General features: G+C 45.2%; 13 protein-coding genes. 7 read left to right on the plus strand and 6 right to left on the minus strand.

All coding sequences use genetic code 11. The annotated features are described in order from the left end of the window. Nucleotides 1-28: 28 nt before the first annotated feature. Nucleotides 29-1,390 carry an L-serine ammonia-lyase gene (locus tag DBX26_RS08845; RefSeq protein WP_014232352.1) on the plus strand — a complete coding sequence of 454 codons (1,362 nt, stop codon included), beginning with the start codon at nucleotides 29-31 and terminating at the stop codon, nucleotides 1,388-1,390. A gap of 134 nt (nucleotides 1,391-1,524) precedes the next feature. Here DBX26_RS08845 and queD read toward each other — a convergent pair whose 3' ends face one another. Continuing rightward, nucleotides 1,525-1,887 carry a 6-carboxytetrahydropterin synthase QueD gene (queD, locus tag DBX26_RS08850; RefSeq protein WP_014232353.1) on the minus strand — a complete coding sequence of 121 codons (363 nt, stop codon included), beginning with the start codon at nucleotides 1,885-1,887 and terminating at the stop codon, nucleotides 1,525-1,527. 513 nt (nucleotides 1,888-2,400) lie between these two features. Here queD and asnS point away from each other — a divergent pair. After that, nucleotides 2,401-3,801 carry an asparagine--tRNA ligase gene (gene asnS / locus DBX26_RS08855; RefSeq protein WP_014232354.1) on the plus strand — a complete coding sequence of 467 codons (1,401 nt, stop codon included), beginning with the start codon at nucleotides 2,401-2,403 and terminating at the stop codon, nucleotides 3,799-3,801. A gap of 72 nt (nucleotides 3,802-3,873) precedes the next feature. On the opposite strand, the gene DBX26_RS08860 is transcribed toward asnS, so the two are convergent. Both DBX26_RS08860 and DBX26_RS08865 read right to left on the minus strand, forming a co-directional pair. Next, nucleotides 3,874-4,092 carry a hypothetical protein gene (locus DBX26_RS08860; RefSeq protein ID WP_020335524.1) on the minus strand — a complete coding sequence of 73 codons (219 nt, stop codon included), beginning with the start codon at nucleotides 4,090-4,092 and terminating at the stop codon, nucleotides 3,874-3,876. A gap of 86 nt (nucleotides 4,093-4,178) precedes the next feature. Then, on the minus strand, nucleotides 4,179-5,576 hold the full coding sequence (locus tag DBX26_RS08865) for a PLP-dependent aminotransferase family protein (protein WP_118119776.1): 1,398 nt from the start codon (nucleotides 5,574-5,576) through the stop codon (nucleotides 4,179-4,181). A gap of 172 nt (nucleotides 5,577-5,748) precedes the next feature. Here DBX26_RS08865 and DBX26_RS08870 point away from each other — a divergent pair, with 172 nt between their 5' ends. Both DBX26_RS08870 and DBX26_RS08880 read left to right on the plus strand, forming a co-directional pair. Beyond that, nucleotides 5,749-6,006, plus strand: coding sequence for a hypothetical protein (locus DBX26_RS08870; RefSeq protein ID WP_174234189.1), 258 nt, complete (start codon nucleotides 5,749-5,751; stop codon nucleotides 6,004-6,006). A gap of 692 nt (nucleotides 6,007-6,698) precedes the next feature. Next, a complete protein-coding gene (locus DBX26_RS08880; protein WP_014232358.1) occupies nucleotides 6,699-7,889 on the plus strand; it encodes an amino acid aminotransferase in 1,191 nt (396 codons plus the stop codon). A gap of 68 nt (nucleotides 7,890-7,957) precedes the next feature. Here the strand turns inward: DBX26_RS08880 and DBX26_RS08885 are convergent, their stop codons facing one another. Next, nucleotides 7,958-8,599: an outer membrane beta-barrel protein gene (locus tag DBX26_RS08885; RefSeq protein ID WP_014232359.1), complete on the minus strand. Its 642-nt coding sequence runs from the start codon at nucleotides 8,597-8,599 to the stop codon at nucleotides 7,958-7,960. A 206-nt stretch (nucleotides 8,600-8,805) separates the two neighbouring features. Here DBX26_RS08885 and DBX26_RS08890 point away from each other — a divergent pair, with 206 nt between their 5' ends. Both DBX26_RS08890 and DBX26_RS08895 read left to right on the plus strand, forming a co-directional pair. Next, complete coding sequence (locus DBX26_RS08890; RefSeq protein ID WP_020335529.1) at nucleotides 8,806-10,695, plus strand: DUF294 nucleotidyltransferase-like domain-containing protein; 1,890 nt, start codon at nucleotides 8,806-8,808, stop codon at nucleotides 10,693-10,695. An 8-nt stretch (nucleotides 10,696-10,703) separates the two neighbouring features. Then, nucleotides 10,704-11,423, plus strand: coding sequence for a 3'-5' exonuclease (locus DBX26_RS08895; RefSeq protein ID WP_014232361.1), 720 nt, complete (start codon nucleotides 10,704-10,706; stop codon nucleotides 11,421-11,423). A gap of 70 nt (nucleotides 11,424-11,493) precedes the next feature. On the opposite strand, the gene DBX26_RS08900 is transcribed toward DBX26_RS08895, so the two are convergent. After that, nucleotides 11,494-13,377 carry a methyl-accepting chemotaxis protein gene (locus tag DBX26_RS08900; RefSeq protein WP_065299870.1) on the minus strand — a complete coding sequence of 628 codons (1,884 nt, stop codon included), beginning with the start codon at nucleotides 13,375-13,377 and terminating at the stop codon, nucleotides 11,494-11,496. Nucleotides 13,378-13,585: 208 nt separating this feature from the next. Then, nucleotides 13,586-15,157 (minus strand): BCCT family transporter, encoded by a 1,572-nt coding sequence (locus DBX26_RS08905; RefSeq protein ID WP_020335534.1) that lies wholly within the window; start codon nucleotides 15,155-15,157, stop codon nucleotides 13,586-13,588. Between the two features lie 392 nt (nucleotides 15,158-15,549). Here DBX26_RS08905 and cosR point away from each other — a divergent pair, with 392 nt between their 5' ends. Beyond that, nucleotides 15,550-16,038 (plus strand): MarR family transcriptional regulator CosR, encoded by a 489-nt coding sequence (gene cosR, locus DBX26_RS08910; RefSeq protein ID WP_014232364.1) that lies wholly within the window; start codon nucleotides 15,550-15,552, stop codon nucleotides 16,036-16,038. The last annotated feature ends 15 nt before the right edge of the window (nucleotides 16,039-16,053 follow it).

A 16,053-nucleotide genomic window follows, 5' to 3' on the forward strand; every position in this document is an offset into this window, starting at 1 on the left:
TGGGAGGCTTTCTTCTGAGGTAATCGATATGATTAGTGTATTTGATATCTATAAAATCGGTGTTGGACCTTCAAGCTCACACACTGTAGGCCCAATGAAAGCGGGTAAAGAGTTTATTGATGATCTTCGCGCAATGGGAAAATTACGCGACATCACTAAAATCACCGTTGACGTTTATGGATCGCTATCACTGACAGGGAAAGGTCACCACACAGATATTGCTATTATCATGGGTCTTGCAGGCAATTCCCCTGAGAAAGTAGATATCGATTCTATTCCGGGCTTTATTGCTCGCGTAGAAGAAACTGAACGTCTTCCTGTTGGCATGCACTGTCATACAGTATCGTTTCCGCGCGAAGGTGGAATGAACTTCCACAAAACGAATTTGGAACTTCACGAAAATGGTATGCAAATCCACGCTTGGATTGATGACGAAAAAGCATACTCAAAGACCTACTACTCTATCGGTGGTGGTTTTATCGTTGATGAAGAAAACTTCGGTAAAGAGGAAGAGAACCCGATTAAAGTTCCTTTCCCATTTACAACAGCAGAAGAACTGGTAAATCAGTGCCGTGAAAGTGGCCTTTCTATCAGTGCGCTAACCATGAAAAATGAACAAGCGCTTCATTCTGATGAAGAGACCCGTACCTACTTCGCGAACATCTGGCGTACCATGCGCGAATGTATGGATCGCGGTATGAACGAAGAAGGCATTCTGCCTGGTCCACTGCGTGTGCCTCGCCGTGCTGCAGCGCTTCGCCAACAACTGCTTACTTCTGAAAAGACAACCAACGATCCGATGTCTGTGGTTGACTGGGTAAACATGTTTGCGTTTGCTGTAAACGAAGAAAACGCAGCAGGTGGTCGTGTTGTAACAGCACCAACGAACGGTGCGTGTGGCATTATCCCTGCGGTACTGGCGTACTATGACAAGTTCATTCAAACCGTATCAGAGAAAGACTACATCCGTTACTTTGCGGCTTCTGGTGCAATCGGTGGTCTTTACAAGCGTAATGCATCTATCTCTGGCGCAGAAGTTGGCTGTCAGGGTGAAGTTGGCGTGGCGTGTTCAATGGCAGCAGCTGGCCTTGCAGAGCTGATGGGTGGTAGCCCAGAGCAGGTTTGTATGGCAGCAGAAATCGCAATGGAGCACAACCTGGGTCTGACATGTGACCCTGTCGCTGGTCAGGTACAGGTTCCATGTATCGAGCGTAATGGTATTGCGGCTGTAAAAGCGATCAACTCGACTCGTATGGCTTTACGTCGTTCTTCAGCTCCTACCGTATCTCTGGATAAGGTTATCGAAACCATGCTAGAGACAGGTAAAGACATGAACGCGAAATACCGCGAAACTTCTCAAGGTGGTCTGGCAATAAAAGTTATCTGCTAATCCTTCCTTCTGAACACGAAGCCCGAGCCATCTGCTCGGGCTTTTTTTGTATCTGCGTTTAGCGTAGTTTTCATCGTCCAGATACAACAAAGGCAAGCCGATAAGCTTGCCTTTGTAAATGACGCTTGTTGCGATTACTCGCCTTTGTAGATACAACCTGCTGTGCAAGTTTCTTTGATCTCTACTTTGCTTAGCAGCGGAAGGCTTGGTTTCAGTTGCTGCCAAATCCATTTCGCGAGCACTTCGCTGGTTGGGTTTTCCAGGCCTTCAATATCGTTTAAGTAGTAATGGTCTAAACGATCGTAAATTGGTTTGAAAGCGGCTTTGATTTCTGCAAAATCCACAACCCAACCCGTATGTGGGTCTACCTCACCTTCTACATAAAGACGAACAAGGAAAGAGTGTCCGTGCAAACGACCACACTTATGACCTTCGGGTACATGTGGCAAGTGGTGTGCCGCTTCGAACATGAACTCTTTGTACAATTCTGTTTTCATCTTGATTCTCAGGCTTTAAAAAAGACGCGATATACTAAGGAAATCACTGCCAAGAGACAAGCATTAGTCCATTATTGAGTCATAAATCAGTATTTTTATTTAAGTGAATGATACCCGAGCGTCGAGTTTTGCCATTCGCCAGTTATTTGATTACATAATAATCACGTTATGAATACACAAAGAAAACAGTGTGATTAACGCGGCATGTGTTTAAAAACGTAGTTAGGAACTCCCCATAAACGGAATATCAGTGTCTACTTGCATTTCTGCTTGAACGTTTTTCGCTATTCCTGCTTTCATCCGAGGTAAAACTAAGATCAAATCATCTTTTTCTGACCTTCAAAATGAATATAAAGGTTGAAGCTGACGAATTGACAGGTAATATGTCTCGTTGAATCTGTAAAATTCTACCCAACCCAGCACTCTGCTTGTTTTTTAAACAAAAAGATTATGAAACAAGGACTTTAAAGAGCGTTGCGTTGAATTTTTACCTCTATGGAGAATATTGAAAACATGACTTACGCGCCTGTATCAGACGTTTTGAAAGGTCAGCTAGCAGTAGACAGTGAAGTTACTGTTCGTGGCTGGATCCGTTCACGTCGTGATTCCAAAGCTGGAATCTCTTTCCTTGCCATTTATGACGGCTCTTGTTTCGACCCGATTCAGGCCGTGGTCCCTAATAATCTTAATAATTACGACGACGAAGTATTAAAGCTGACTACAGGCTGCTCTGTTGAAGTAACTGGTAAGATTGTTGAGTCTCCTGCGAAAGGTCAGGACTTCGAACTGGCAGCAACTGACGTTAAAGTTGTTGGTTGGGTTGAAGATGCTGAAACTTACCCAATGGCAAAAACTCGTCACTCGATCGAGTACCTACGTGAAGTAGCGCACCTTCGTCCACGCACAAACGTGATCGGCGCGGTAGCTCGTGTACGTAACTGCCTGTCTCAAGCTATTCACCGTTTCTACCACGAGCAAGGTTACTTCTGGGTATCTGCGCCACTAATCACCGCTTCTGACGCAGAAGGTGCGGGTGAAATGTTCCGCGTTTCTACGCTAGACATGGAAAACCTACCTCGCACAGACGCTGGCAAAGTAGATTACAACGAAGACTTCTTCGGTAAAGAGACGTTCCTGACAGTTTCTGGTCAGCTAAACGCGGAAGCTTACGCTTGTGCAATCAGCAAAGTTTATACTTTCGGCCCTACTTTCCGTGCTGAAAACTCAAACACAAGCCGCCACCTGGCAGAATTCTGGATGGTTGAGCCTGAAGTTGCGTTTGCAGAGCTAGACGACGTAGCAAAACTTGCTGAAGACATGCTTAAGTACGTATTTAAAGCAGTACTTGAAGAGCGTCGTGATGACCTTGAGTTCTTCGCTCAACGCATCGACAAAGAAGCGATCACTCGTCTGGAGCAATTTGTTTCTTCTGACTTCGCACAAGTAGACTACACAGACGCAATCCAAATCCTTCTGGATTCTGGTCGTGAGTTCGAATTCCCAGTTGAATGGGGTATCGACATGTCTTCTGAGCACGAGCGTTTCCTAGCGGAAGAGCACTTCAAAGCGCCAGTAATCGTGAAGAACTACCCGAAAGACATCAAAGCGTTCTACATGCGTATGAACGACGATGGCAAGACAGTAGCAGCGATGGACGTTCTAGCACCAGGCATCGGTGAAATCATCGGTGGTTCTCAACGTGAAGAGCGTCTGGACATTCTAGATTCACGTATGCGTGAAATGGGTATCGACCCAGAGCATATGAGCTGGTACCGCGACCTACGTCGTTACGGCACAGTGCCACACGCAGGCTTTGGTCTAGGCTTCGAGCGTCTGGTTTCTTACGTAACTGGCATGGGCAACGTTCGTGACGTGATCCCATTCCCACGTACACCACGTTCTGCGAACTTCTAATCACTTTTAGTGAAACAGAATTAAAAAGACCTCCCAAGTGGAGGTCTTTTGTTTTATCTGGCACTCACCAAATTAAGAATTACTTTCCTCTTGATCGGCTTTCACCGCATACCTCACACCGACAAAACACAAACCAAAGATAACGAACGGAATGACCGCAGCGGTGTATTCAACCCACGCATAATGTGCAAATGACTTGGCCAAAATAAGGTGTCCAAACACCAGTAAGAAAGCGCTAAATATCGCCACAATGATCAGTGTTAATTCATGTTTCACCAACTGCTTTTTCATCATCACTCCGAGGTAAGAAGTTGTTACTGCATTGATTAAACCACAATCCAAGTAAGATGAACTGGTACAGTTAACGTGATAAATGCCTAAACAGTTGTCAGTAACTCGCCTATTTTCTTGATGGCATTTTCTAATGCCCCATCGAGAGGCATGGAAGTATTTAGTCGCAGGTAGTTTTTAAACTTGGTATCGCTTGAAAACAACTTCCCATATGCCACAGTTATCTGTAGTTGCAACAAAGCTTGATAAATCGACTTGCTGTCCGTCTCATTTGGCAACTTAACCCATACAAAGTAACCACCTTCAGGTACGTTATAAGTCAGGTTTTGCGGCAAGTAGCGTTGTATAAGTTCAATGAACAAGCTTTGGCGCTGTTGCATGATTTTTCGCAGCTTTCTCAAGTGATTATCGTAGCTGTCATTTTGCAGATAATGGGCGATACCTTGCTGAATCGGTGCACTCCCCGACAAAGTAGAGATAAGTTGTAGCTTTTGAATCGGTTCGTTAAAGCGATGGTTCACCACCCATCCTAGCCGATACCCCGGACAAAGACTCTTAGAGAGTGAGGAACAGTGAAGCACTCGCCCTTGCTTGTCAAAAGTTTTAAGAGAAGTTGGTTTGCTCGCAGTGAAATACAACTCGGAATAGACATCATCTTCAATCAAGTAGACATCATGTTGTTCCGCCATCCGGACAATCCGTTCCTTTTGTTCATCTGACAGCAGTGCACCCGTCGGGTTGTGAAAATTAACCATCAGCCAACAAGCGCGAACAGCATGTTTTGCAAATATTGCTTCAAGCTGTTCAAGATCGTGCCCCTTTTGGCTGTCTACAGAAACCTCGATTGCCTTCAGCCCAAGACGTTCTATCGCTTGAAGCGCACCATAAAAAGCCGGTGACTCCACAACAACCGTATCTCCGGGCTGAGTAACCGCTTGCAAGCTCAGATTCAACGCCTCGAGCGCGCCAGAGGTTATCACAATATCTTCGTGCGTAATCGATATACCTTGCTGTATGTACCGTTGCGCGATCAAACGACGTAATGACTCACTCCCCGGAGGCATGTTATCAAGCAAGCTTTCTGGTCCCATTTTACGGCCAGAGCTGGCAAGGTTGCGGTTTAAAGCTTCTAAAGGAAATAACGTGGCGTCGGGAAACGCGGAGCCCAAACGCACTGCATCGGGTAATCCTTGATGTTTAAGATAATCGTACAGCTCATCATTGAAGCTAGAGCGATAAGCTGGCACGACTTCATTGCTTGCCTCAAAACGCTCTAATTCGGCCGTGACATAATAGCCGGATTGAGGTTTAGCACTTACCCAGCCCTGAGCTTCCAATAACTGATAAGCCTGTAATACCGTCCCCGCACTTACTGAATGATTACGGCTGGTCACACGCACAGATGGCAGCTTCTCCCCTGCTCTCCATGTATTCTGCTGAATCTGAGTTTTAAACAGCTCAGCTAATTGACGGTATCGATTCATCATTATCTCACTTTGACTTCGGGTGCACCTTAGCATACTTCGCGCCGACATTCTGATAGCTGACTTATCGTTCTTGCAAGGTAATTAATCAATCTTAGTAAGATGAATTCGCGATCCGAAGTGTAGAATTATGTTCCATACTTTCAAAGAAATGACGTTTTTGGAGGAAGTTATGAAAGTGTTTACCATGGATGATCTCTCATACCGAGGAGCGCATAAAGGTGTCCATAGCTGGGACCACCCTGGTGCGTCCGATCCTTATTATTGGCACCCAGACTGGTTACATATTGCTGAAGATGCAATGGGTGTACACAAAATGGCGGATCTCGTTGTGCCACCCGGTGAAACAGCAACGGAAGAACATGCTAAAGAGGCGATTGTAAAACACCTCAACGAGGAAAACGCTAGCAAAGAAGAACAAGACGACTAGACGCGCACATCGGTAAAATTCGGTGCATCATCATGGGCCGACTAGCGGGTCGGCTCACTGGCTATCAGTGCTAACTTAAATATGTTGGTTGTATTGAGTCATTGATGATGCACACCTCCGAGTCAGAACAACGAAAGTGTTTTCGTTAACCAGCTATGCTCTGTTAAGTTTGCCAATATTCCACCCAATGACCTCTATTTGACGTAATTTTGAATCAAAAAAAGATATCCTGACATAGAAAAAACAACGTCTAATCTGGTTTCTCGCCCAATCCAGTCAAACCCGACATTAACCTCAAAAAGCCATTAAAAAAGAAGAACAAGAAATTGAACCCAAAAACATCTCTATCTGATTCTCCGGTGTTAGTTTTGCGTTCTTGTTTTGTAACGAGTTTACCTAGGCTTTCTATGCCATCAGTTAAGCAGAACCATGTAACTTTTCCGTAACAATTTGGCACATAGACACTTTCGAAGTAAACGATTGCATTCGATGTACAAAACAGCATCAATTCTCGATAAAGCTTGCTTCTAACTCCCCTTCTTAGCACTGTTAGCATGCCAAAAGTCTGGTTTATCTTTGAATTCGATTTCTAATAGCATCTTTTTTAGGTTTTCTTATCAGAAGGTGTTGTAACAAGTAATGCTGAAAGGTATAAATACGGGCACACCCTTCGATTAACATGGATGAAGATTATGTTTGAAAAAGTAGTAGCCGCTCCGGCCGACCCTATTCTTGGTCTTACTGAAGAATTTAAAAAAGATACTCGCGCAGAAAAAATCAACCTTGGCGTAGGTATTTACAAAAACGAACAAGGTGAAACCCCTGTTCTTGCTACGGTAAAGAAAGCTGAAGCAGCTCTAATTGAGACTGAGAAAACTAAATCTTACCTAACCATCGAAGGGACTGCAGAATACGCTCTAGCAGTACAAAAACTGCTATTCGGCGAGAGCGCTGAAGTGGTTGCAGACAAACGTGCAAAAACAGCTCAAGCGCCAGGTGGTACAGGCGCACTGCGTGTTGCTGGTGAATTCATCAAACGTCAGCTAGGCGACGTTAAAATCTGGATCAGCAACCCTACTTGGGCAAACCACAATGGTGTGTTCACTGCGGCTGGCATCGAAACTGCTCAATACAGCTACTACAACGCAGAAACAAAAGACAAAGACTTCGATGCAATGCTTAACGATCTTCAAGCTGCTTCTGAAGGCGACATCGTTCTTCTACACGGCTGCTGCCACAACCCTACTGGTATCGATCCAACAGCAGAAGAGTGGGAAACATTAGCTAAGCTAGTTGCAGAGAAGAAATTGCTTCCTCTATTCGACTTCGCATACCAAGGTTTCGCGAAAGGTGTTGAGGAAGACGCAGCGGGTCTACGTACTTTTGCTAAGTACAACAAAGAAATCCTAGTTGCTAGCTCGTTCTCTAAAAACTTCGGTCTTTACAACGAGCGTGTAGGTGCCTTCACTCTTGTTGCTGAGTCAGAAGAAGTGGCAACAACAGCATTCTCACAAGTTAAAGCAATCATCCGTTCTATCTACTCTAACCCACCGGCTCACGGTAGCGCTGTTGTTACGCATATTCTAAACGATGCTGACCTTCGTGCAGAATGGGAAGCAGAAGTAGCAGAAATGCGTGATCGTATCCAAGAGATGCGTGAGTTGTTTGTAGCGACACTGAAAGAAGAAGGTGTAGATGCAGACTTTAGCTTTATCGAACGCCAAAACGGCATGTTCTCGTTCTCTGGTCTATCTAAAGAGCAAGTGAACCGTCTGAAAGAAGAATTCGCTATTTACATTGTCGGCTCTGGCCGAATCAGTGTGGCTGGTATGACTAAGTCAAACATGGGCCCACTATGTAAAGGCATTGCAGCAGTTCTTTAATCTGCAGCGATAAGATAAGAAAAGGTCAGCACTTGCTGACCTTTTTTGTATTCGATTAAGACGTTAATCTAGTAAACGAACCTGAGGCTTAAACCCACCTCATTGATGTAATCAGAGGGTGCTCCGGAGTAGTCCGTATCTCGGTATTGGTAGTAAAGACCGGTACCAATGACGTCATGCCACTGATAGTTAAAGCCTATTTTATATTTGTTTTCGTCAACAATATCACTGCGATTGGCTTCGATCTCAGCGTTAACAATCAGCGTTTCACTCAGCAAGTAGTTCGCGCCAAATACTGCCGCGTGTAGGAATTCTGATTCGGATACCAGTGTTTTATCCGTGTCGTCATCCGTTGCTTTCGCCTTAATTGCACCTAAACGATAAACACCGTAAAGGTCGAGTTGTTGGGTTATGCCATATCGGTAACCACCACCAACCGTTAAACGATCGATGCGCAGCGTGTAAGTGTCTGGATGAAAAAACTGTGCGGAATAGTCTGCATTAAACAGCCAGTTATCCGTGACTAAATAGTTACCACCCAAATCAATCGTCGTAACATTCGCATTTTCTAACCATTCTTCGTTGGTTGTCCCTGCACCAACGTTTAGATAAATATGTTCATAACCAAATTTGTCCGCTTGTTCCGCCTCTGAAGCACCGCTAAGTGCAGAAAAAACACAAAGTGGCACAAGTAATAAACTTCTCAACATTCGATTTCCTTTCATGAGAATCAATAGATGCTTTCGTAACCCGATTTTACTCATTCGACATCCACGATATTAGCCGAATGACATTACTATTGTCGTGTTACACGTCGGAATCTTATGATTAAGTGCTCAAAACGACGAACGAGTAAGACTCTGTTTTAAAACTAAGTTAAGATTACTTTATTACTTGAAAATCAAAAGGCAACCTTATGGATGCAGAACTTCTCGAGATTTATAACTTTCTCGCCAAGTATCCCCCTTTTAACGAACTCCCAGAAGAAGCGCTAAGCAAAGTCACCGAGAGTGTCGAAATTTCGTATTATCGAGAAGATACTCCAATTATCCATTTTGGAGATGAAGTTCAAGAGCTCTTCGTCGTGAGAAGTGGCGTCGTTGAAGTTTACCGACGTAAAGGTGAACTTTATAGCAGACTGGATGAAGGCGACCTTTTTGGTCAAATGGGCCTGCTTACCAATAATAAAGTTCGTTTTCCTGTAAAAGCGATCGATGATGCCCTGATCTACTGTATCCCTGGCGACGTTTTCCAGGAAATGTACGATAACTACGACTCATTTGCTGACTTTGTCGAAGTAGAAAACAGCGCGCGACTACGCATGGCTATCTCTGAAAATAAAGAAGCCAATGATCTCACGACTTCCAAAGTGAAAACGTTGCTAACGCGTGACACTCCGACGATCGAGCGTGGCCAGTCGATTCAGGAAGCAGCAAAAATTATGGCAGAAGATAACGTCTCGTCTCTGCTTATTATTGACCCGGACTTTGTGCGAGACGAAGACGACCCACAGTCTCCGGTATTAGGTATTGTCACCGACCGAGACTTGTGTGCGCGTGTACTGGCCGAGGGTTTATCCCCACATGAAGATGTTGCAACGGTAATGACTACCGAAGTTATCTCACTCGATCATAACGCTTACATCTATGAAGCCATGCTTAAAATGCTGCGTTATAACGTGCACCACCTCCCTGTTGTGAAAGATCAACAGCCAATCGGTATCATTGAAACGACGGATATTGTTCGTTACGAATCACAAAACTCATTGCTACTTGTAAGCAGTATTTTCCACCAGCACACCATCGAAGAGCTGGCCGCCGTCGCTGAAGAAGTCAAAAGCAGTTTTGTTCGTTTAGTGAACGAGGACGCCAATTCTCACATGGTCGGCAGTGCCATGTCCGTAATCGGCCGCAGTTTCAAACAGCGCTTACTGGAAATGGCCGAAGAAAAGTTAGGTCCACCACCTGTCCCTTACTGTTTTCTCGCGCTTGGCTCAATGGGGCGTGATGAGCAGCTTCTGGTTACCGATCAAGACAATGCCATCATTCTCGACGAGAGCTATCAGGAGTCGAAGCATGGTAAATATTTTGAGGAGTTAGCGCAGTTTGTCAGCGATGGCTTAGATGCCTGTGGCTACAAATATTGTACAGGCGATATCATGGCAACCAACCCAATGTGGAGAATGACACGTTCACAATGGGAAGAGTGTTTCGCAGACTGGATCGACGATCCAAACCCGAAAGCGTTGCTTAATGCATCCATCTTCTTTGATTTAGACGGCGTGTACGGACGACTAAAATGGGCAGAGCAGTTAACCAGCTTTATCGTCCGTCGTGCCCGTAAAAACAACCGATTCCTGGCTTGCCTTGCACGTAACGCGCTTAACCGAACGCCTCCACTCGGCTTCTTTAAGAGCTTTGTGGTGGAAAAAGATGGGCAGCATAAAAACTCCATCAACCTCAAGCGTCGTGGTACAGCCCCGCTTGTCGATTTGATCAGGGTTCACGCGTTGGCTGTTGGCTCTCGCACACAGAACTCATTTGAACGCCTGGATGACATTATTGACGCCGGTATTCTGCCAAAAGGTCGCGCTCAAGATTTAAAAGATGCGTTGGAGTTCATCTCCATGGTACGAATTCGCCACCAAGCGTACGATGTTGAAATGGGCATTGAGCCTGACAACAATATTGAACCGGAGAATCTGTCGGACTTTGAGCGCCGAAACCTTAAGGATGCCTTCCAAATTCTGAGTAATGGCCAAAACTTCCTTAAGTTTCGCTATCAAGCAAACAAGAGCTTTAAGTGAGGCTTAACATGTTAAAAAAGCTCTTTCAAAAGCCGACTATCCAATGGCACACGAAGTTTAAGCAAAAAGTCGAGATGGCGACGGATGAAAACTTGGTAGCCTTTTACGGCACTGAATTGCCATCGCCAGATACGCCAATTTCAGACGTTGAGTTTGTCGCACTGGATTTAGAAACCACGGGCTTAGATCCTGATAAGAACGACATCATTACGATTGGGCTGGTCCCTTTTAACCTGAAGCGTATCTTTTTGCGTAATGCTCGTCATTGGAAAGTAAGACCGAAACAAAAGCTGGATGAAGACTCTGTCATCATTCACGGTATTACCCATAGCGAGCTGATTGATGCACCTGATTTAGGGGATATTCTCAATGAACTGTTGCCCTGTTTAAGCGGTAAGATCGTGGTGGTGCATTATCGTCGCATAGAGCGTGAATTTCTCGATAAAGCACTGCGAGATCGCATCAATGAAGGCATTGAATTCCCGGTATTGGATACTTTCCAGATAGAGGAAGACATTCAGAAAAAGCGACCGGGAAGTCTATGGGAGTCGTTAAAAGGCAAGAAGCCAGAATCGTTGCGATTAGCTCAATCACGACGCCGTTATGGCTTGCCGGACTATACTCCTCATCACGCTCTGACTGATGCGATAGCTACTGCTGAACTACTTCAGGCACAAATCGCGCACCATTACGATGAGAGTCAACCAATCAGCGAATTCTGGCTTTAGCCTACAGCCAGAAAAACAAAAAGGAGCCAATGGCTCCTTTTTAATTTAACGCGCTCGAGATATTTCGAAATTACAGCTTAAAGCGTTTGATTTCCTGCTCAAGCTCATGTGATAGCTCAGACAAGTAAGCGGCTTGTTCCGCAGCTTGATGTGCTTCTGCTGAAAGCTCGTTAGAAACATCACGAATGCCTTCAGTGTTACGAGTAATCTCTGTCGTTACCGACGCTTGTTCTTCAGCAGCAGAAGCGATCTGTGTTGCCATGTCGTTGATTTGCTCAACTGCGCTATGAATTTGAGTCAGACTCGCTGCTGCTGAGTTCGCATCATCAACGCTGGTATCAGCCAGAAGACGGCTATCACCCATGATACCCACCGCTTTCTTGGTCGTACCTTGCAGCATCTCGATGGTTTCTTGAATTTCTTTTGTTGAAGCGTGTGTGCGTTGGCTCAATACACGAACTTCATCAGCAACCACGGCAAAGCCACGTCCTTGCTCACCTGCTCGTGCCGCTTCAATAGCCGCGTTAAGTGCCAGCAAGTTTGTTTGTTCTGCGATGTCTTGAATGGTCGATAGAATCGTATTGATGCTATTACCGTGCGCTTCCAAATCCTGAATAACATCGGTCGCAACCTGCACTTCTTTGGCCAGATTCTGGATTGAAGATTGCGTCTGTGAAACTTGGCTAGAACCGTGAGCGCAAGCGCCTACCGCCTCTTCTGAGTGGCTAGCCGTGCTTTCTGCGTTACCCGCAATTTCTTGCGTAGCGGCCGCCATTTCATTAACCGCAGTCGCCACCATGTTGATTTCATCTTGCTGATAAGAAATACGCTGACTACGTTCCTCTGCTTGCTGAGCCGTGGTACGAGCCTGTTCAGACAGTGATGAAGAGACATGGCTAAGTGTGGTCACCATGGTATGCATGTTGCCAACAAAGCGGTTAAAGTTTTCTGCCAGTTTACCAACTTCATCGTCACTACGTGGTTCCAGACGCTGAGTCAAATCACCTTCACCAGAAGCAATTTCTTCCAGTGCATGAGATACTCGGTTTAGGTCGCGGAACAAGAAGCCAACTAACCAAGAAACCGCAACAATCACCGCGATTGTGATCATCACAGCAGTGATCAGCAAGTCACGCAACAGTACTGCATTGCCCGCTTCTTCCGTCGCGCGGTCCATCTCAATGGCGAACATCCAATGCGTTCCCGCCACTTTGTGGAAGTAATAGAGTTTTTCTACGCCTCTGATGGTCGTGCTTTCAATTTTACCTTCGTCAGCAGCGCGCTCGATCGCCTGTCGCGAGAAGTCTGTCGATAAGCTACTGATTGGCTTTAAAGTCAAACTTTTATCCGGATGAGCAAGAAACGTCCCTTGGTTCATGTCAATCAACATCGCGTTGGCATTTTTACCAGCATCTAAGTTGATCACATCACTGATAAGCTGATCGATAAGAACATCGGCCCCGACTACCCCGATAAACTGACCATTTTTCATAACCGGCTCAGCGATAGTAACCAAAAGCGCATTGGTGATCGCGTCTTGATAAGCCTCAGTGATGATCTGCTTACCCGCGACATTGGCATCTTTATACCAAGGGCGAGTTCGCGGATCATAATCAGCACGGTTTCGCTCAGGATGAGAACGGTACATCTCTCCTTTTGGCGTACCAAGGAAGATATCGTCAAAGCCGCCAGCTTTGCGTGCTTGCTGTAAGAACGGCACAACGTCCTGTTCGGTCGAGTAATCATTAAATGCGGTGGCGATTTCTTTACGGATGGTAATCCAGTCAGAAATCCCTTCCGATGCAACGGCACTCAAGCTTTGTGCTCTTGAATAAACACCAGCAGAAGTCTGATCAAACAGTTGACCAGCCGACAACCAAGTCAGTGCAGCAGCCATAATAACCACGGCCGAAAGACTCGCGCCGATAAGTTTTTGTTTTAGTGAAAATTTCATATTTTTATATTATTTGGGAGGACAACCTAGGAGCGTGAATATTACACACTTTCTTGGCACTAATCACCAAGTTTCAAAACAATCAATTACATTGCTAACTTATTGTAAGATATAAACTTTAACAGTGTCATTCTTTTGTCTGTCGTCAGAAAAACAACACAAAAAAAGCCAGCTAAGCTGGCTTTTTAAACGTAGTATTTTATTCCGACTATTGACGCTCGGTTCTCATACCCATCAATAAGCTCACACACATCGCAAGCAAGATGATAGTGAATGGCAACGCCGTAGAGATGGCACCGGCTTGCAGAGCCTGAACGGCTTCCGAACCACCAATCCAAAGCAGTGCAACCGCAATGGCACCTTCCATCAATGCCCAGAAAATTCGCTGTGGCACTGGTGCGTCAACTTTACCACCCGCCGTGATGCTGTCGATAACCAATGAGCCTGAATCTGAAGAGGTAATAAAGAACACCAAAACCAGAACGATAGCAATAAACGACAGGATGTTACCAAATGGCAGTGAATCAAACATTTGGAACATAGCCAGTGACACGTCAGTCAGACCATTCGCCCCTAGATCGCCCACTTTATCAACCACCTGCTCGATAGCCAGACCACCAAATACAGACATCCAAACTACCGTTACTGCGGTTGGAACAAGCAGAACCGCGGTAATGAATTCTCGTACTGTACGGCCACGGGAAACACGTGCGATAAACATACCGACGAATGGTGACCAAGAAATCCACCAAGCCCAGTAGAATACAGTCCAGCCTTGGAACCACGCTTCGTCAGTACGGCCAAACGGGTTACTCAGTGGAATGATGTTTTCTACGTATGCCATCAATGTCGTTGGAATAGAGCCCAGGCTAGCCGCCCAGCCAATCAAACCAACAAGGATAAGCAGTAAGAAAGCAACAATCATGTTGATGTTACTGATGACTTTCACCCCGCCATCAATACCGCGAACAACCGATACCACTGCAAGTAATGTCACCACAGTGATGACAATCACCTGCAACCCGATACCAGCCTCGATACCAAACACATGGTGAATACCACTTGCGGCTTGTTGTGCTCCCAGACCCAGCGATGTTGCCAGACCAAATAGTGTTGCCAGTACCGCTAAAATATCAACAATGTGGCCAGCCCAGCCCCACGCACGGTCACCCAATAGTGGGTAAAAGATCGAGCGCATCGACAATGGAAGCCCTTTGTTGTAAGCGAAGAAAGCTAAGGAAAGCGCAACAACACCGTAAATGGCCCATGGGTGAAGACCCCAGTGGAACATCGTTGCACCCAATGCCAATCGCGCCGCTTCAGGGGTGTTTGCCTCCACTCCTAGCGGTGTTTCATACCACCCGGTAAAGTAAGCAACGGGTTCTGCCACACTCCAGAACATAAGACCAATACCCATACCTGCAGCAAACAACATAGCTAACCACGATAGGAACGAGTAATCGGAAACTGCGTCTTTACCGCCGAGGCGGATTTTCCCCATCGGGGACACTATCAGTACCAAGCAGAATATAACGAAAATGTTACCTGAAATAATGAATAGCCAATCAAATGAACCGATGATTTGCCATTTGATTCCATCAAGTACCGTCTTAGCAGTGTGTGCATCTAAAACCAATGCAGCCACAAGAAACAGTGCAATTAAACCCGCACTAATCCCAAAAACAGGGTTATGTACATCAAACCCCCATTTTTGAACGTTATCCTGACCTACCGTATAGTCGGTACTATCGATACTGTACTTATCTATACCCTTTGTCATCGTTCCTCTCTAATTCTTGTAATCTTTACGCACCAAACAATAAAATCATTCGAACACGATACGTTTTAAATTCCGTGAAGGGTCAAGATCCTAACATTTGAGGTGTTTTTGTCTAGATTTTCCATAAAAAATCCACATTTATTACCTTTCAATCAGAGATTTCTGACCAAATAAATGCAACACATTGCATCAATAATTAGACCACAAACAATTGTTGCTATAATAATTTTAGAGCGTATTGATTCACTTCCACCATGCTGTAAATGGAAATTGGAACCATCAAAGAAGTGCCGGAAGAGAAACGACGGAATTTTTTTACGCAGCTCTTTAAATAACAAAGCATTTGAGTTAGTGTCGCCTCGTTAAATGTTCCTACAGACTGGATGAATAAATTGGAAAAGTACGAAGAAGTATTGGTCTCGATTCGTCAGATCATCCGCGCTATTGATTTACACTCTAAAAAGCTGAGTAAAGAGTCTGGTCTGACTGCACCTCAGCTAATTTTAATGCGTGCTATCAACGAGTTAGATAATGTCACTATCAAACAATTGTCTAGCCATACCAATATGAGTCAAGCCACAGCGACCACCATTCTCGATCGATTAGAGCGTAATCAGTTTGTAGAACGTCGCCGTAGCGTTGAAGATAAGCGCAAAGTGCACGCTGTACTGACAGAACAGGGACAAGAAGTATTGAAGCAAGCACCGACGCCGCTACAAGAGCATTTCATTAATCGATTCCAGAAGCTGGAAGAATGGGAACAAACACTGCTACTTTCTTCAGTACAGCGTATTTCGACCATGATGAATGCAGAAGATATTGACGTTGCCCCAATGCTTGAAATTGGCAGCATTACTGGTACCGTTCCTAAAGCTGAGTAATCATTCCCGCCAGTG

This window comes from Vibrio sp. dhg, assembly GCF_003443775.1.
Taxonomy (GTDB): domain Bacteria; phylum Pseudomonadota; class Gammaproteobacteria; order Enterobacterales; family Vibrionaceae; genus Vibrio; species Vibrio natriegens.

Coding starts and splice junctions, on each gene's coding strand:
- DBX26_RS08880 (WP_014232358.1), top strand. CDS start 6,699: ATGTTTGAAAAAGTAGTAGCCGCTCCGGCCGACCCTATTCTTGGTCTT.
- DBX26_RS08890 (WP_020335529.1), top strand. CDS start 8,806: ATGGATGCAGAACTTCTCGAGATTTATAACTTTCTCGCCAAGTATCCC.
- DBX26_RS08860 (WP_020335524.1), bottom strand. CDS start 4,092: ATGAAAAAGCAGTTGGTGAAACATGAATTAACACTGATCATTGTGGCG.
- DBX26_RS08865 (WP_118119776.1), bottom strand. CDS start 5,576: ATGAATCGATACCGTCAATTAGCTGAGCTGTTTAAAACTCAGATTCAG.
- DBX26_RS08895 (WP_014232361.1), top strand. CDS start 10,704: ATGTTAAAAAAGCTCTTTCAAAAGCCGACTATCCAATGGCACACGAAG.
- queD (WP_014232353.1), bottom strand. CDS start 1,887: ATGAAAACAGAATTGTACAAAGAGTTCATGTTCGAAGCGGCACACCAC.
- DBX26_RS08900 (WP_065299870.1), bottom strand. CDS start 13,377: ATGAAATTTTCACTAAAACAAAAACTTATCGGCGCGAGTCTTTCGGCC.
- DBX26_RS08905 (WP_020335534.1), bottom strand. CDS start 15,157: ATGACAAAGGGTATAGATAAGTACAGTATCGATAGTACCGACTATACG.
- DBX26_RS08870 (WP_174234189.1), top strand. CDS start 5,749: ATGAAAGTGTTTACCATGGATGATCTCTCATACCGAGGAGCGCATAAA.
- DBX26_RS08845 (WP_014232352.1), top strand. CDS start 29: ATGATTAGTGTATTTGATATCTATAAAATCGGTGTTGGACCTTCAAGC.
- DBX26_RS08885 (WP_014232359.1), bottom strand. CDS start 8,599: ATGTTGAGAAGTTTATTACTTGTGCCACTTTGTGTTTTTTCTGCACTT.
- asnS (WP_014232354.1), top strand. CDS start 2,401: ATGACTTACGCGCCTGTATCAGACGTTTTGAAAGGTCAGCTAGCAGTA.